Here is a 1,409-nt window from a genome sequence, read left to right on the forward strand (position 1 = left end):
GGTCACGTCCAGGGAAGTGGTGTACGAGCTGCCACCGCGTGATCCGTTTCTGCAGGTTATGCGGTGAGGCTGTCCGGGAGCTGTTCCTGGTCCGGTGTGTCGCCGGGGATCACCCGTAGGCGGGCTTTGGCCAACACGTCCAGGCCTATGTAGCGGCGGGCTTCGGTCCACTCGTCGGTCTGCTCGGCCAGCACGGCACCGACCAGGCGGATGATCGCCTGCCGGTTCGGGAAAATGCCCACGACGTCGGTGCGGCGGCGGATCTCCTTGTTCAGCCGCTCCTGCGGGTTGTTCGACCAGATCTGCTTCCAGATCTCCCGGGGAAACTGGGCGAAGGCCAGCAGGTCATCGCGGGCGGCGTCCAGGTGGTCGGCGGCTGCCGGGTACTTCGCCTGAAGAGCGTCGATAACCCAGGAATGTTGGGTGTGCACCTGCTCGGCGGTCGGCTGATCGAAGATGGTGCGCACCAGCGTCGCCACCCACGGCTGCGCCGACTTCGGGACGGTCGTGAGCAGGTTGCGCAGGTAGTGGGTGCGGCAGCGCTGCCAGGAGGCTCCGGGGAGGGTGGCGCCGATCGCCTCGACCAGCCCGAGGTGGGCATCGGAGATGACCATCTGCACCCCGGACAGGCCGCGGGCGACCAAGCCGCGCAGGAATGCCAGCCAGCCGGCGCCGTCCTCCCGCGAGGTGACCTCCAAGCCGAGGATCTCCCGTTGCCCGTTGGCGTTGACCGCGGTGGCGACCAGGGCGTGCACGTTGACCGTCCGGCCGCCTTCGCGGACCTTCTGGGTGAGGGCGTCCAGCCACACGAAGGTGTACGGGCCGCCGTCCAAGGCCCGGGTGCGGAAGGCCTCCACCTGCTCATCGAGCACCTTGGCCATCGCCGAGACCTGGCTCTTGGAGATCCCTGCGATACCGAGTTGCTCAACCAGCTTGTCCACCCGCCGGGTCGACACTCCCAGCAGGTAGGACGTGGCCACGACGCTGACCAGGGCTTGCTCGGCACGCCGACGACGTTCCAGCAGCCAGTCCGGGAAGTAGGAGCCCTGCCGCAGTTTCGGGATGGCCAGCTCGACCGTGCCCGCGCGGGTGTCCCACTCCCGCTTGCGGTAACCGTTACGGGAGTTGGTCCGCTCGCTGCTGCGCTCGCCGTAGGAGGCGCCGCATAGGTTGTCGGCTTCGGCCGACATCAACGCCTCGGCCATGGTCTTCACCATGGATCGCAACAGATCCGGATCCTGCGCCTGGATCTGCTCCGCCAGCCACGCGCCAGGGTCCACACTGTCGTTCACGCCATCGCTTTCTTCTCCTTCGATCTTGACTTCGCAATCACGAAGGATCACGCGATGGCCGTCCTCATTTCACGACGCCACGCCTCTACCAGCGGAAACTCTTACACCACTCCCGTG

General features: G+C 66.7%; 1 protein-coding gene. It reads right to left on the minus strand.

Going from position 1 to position 1,409, the window contains the following annotated elements; all coding sequences use genetic code 11:
• Positions 1–56: 56 nt before the first annotated feature.
• Positions 57–1,292 carry an IS256 family transposase gene (locus tag B1L11_RS44510; protein WP_079321120.1) on the minus strand — a complete coding sequence of 412 codons (1,236 nt, stop codon included), beginning with the start codon at positions 1,290–1,292 and terminating at the stop codon, positions 57–59.
• Positions 1,293–1,409 lie beyond the last annotated feature (117 nt).

Origin of the sequence: Microbispora sp. GKU 823, from assembly GCF_002027145.1 — a bacterium.
In the GTDB taxonomy this organism is placed as follows: domain Bacteria; phylum Actinomycetota; class Actinomycetes; order Streptosporangiales; family Streptosporangiaceae; genus Microbispora; species Microbispora siamensis.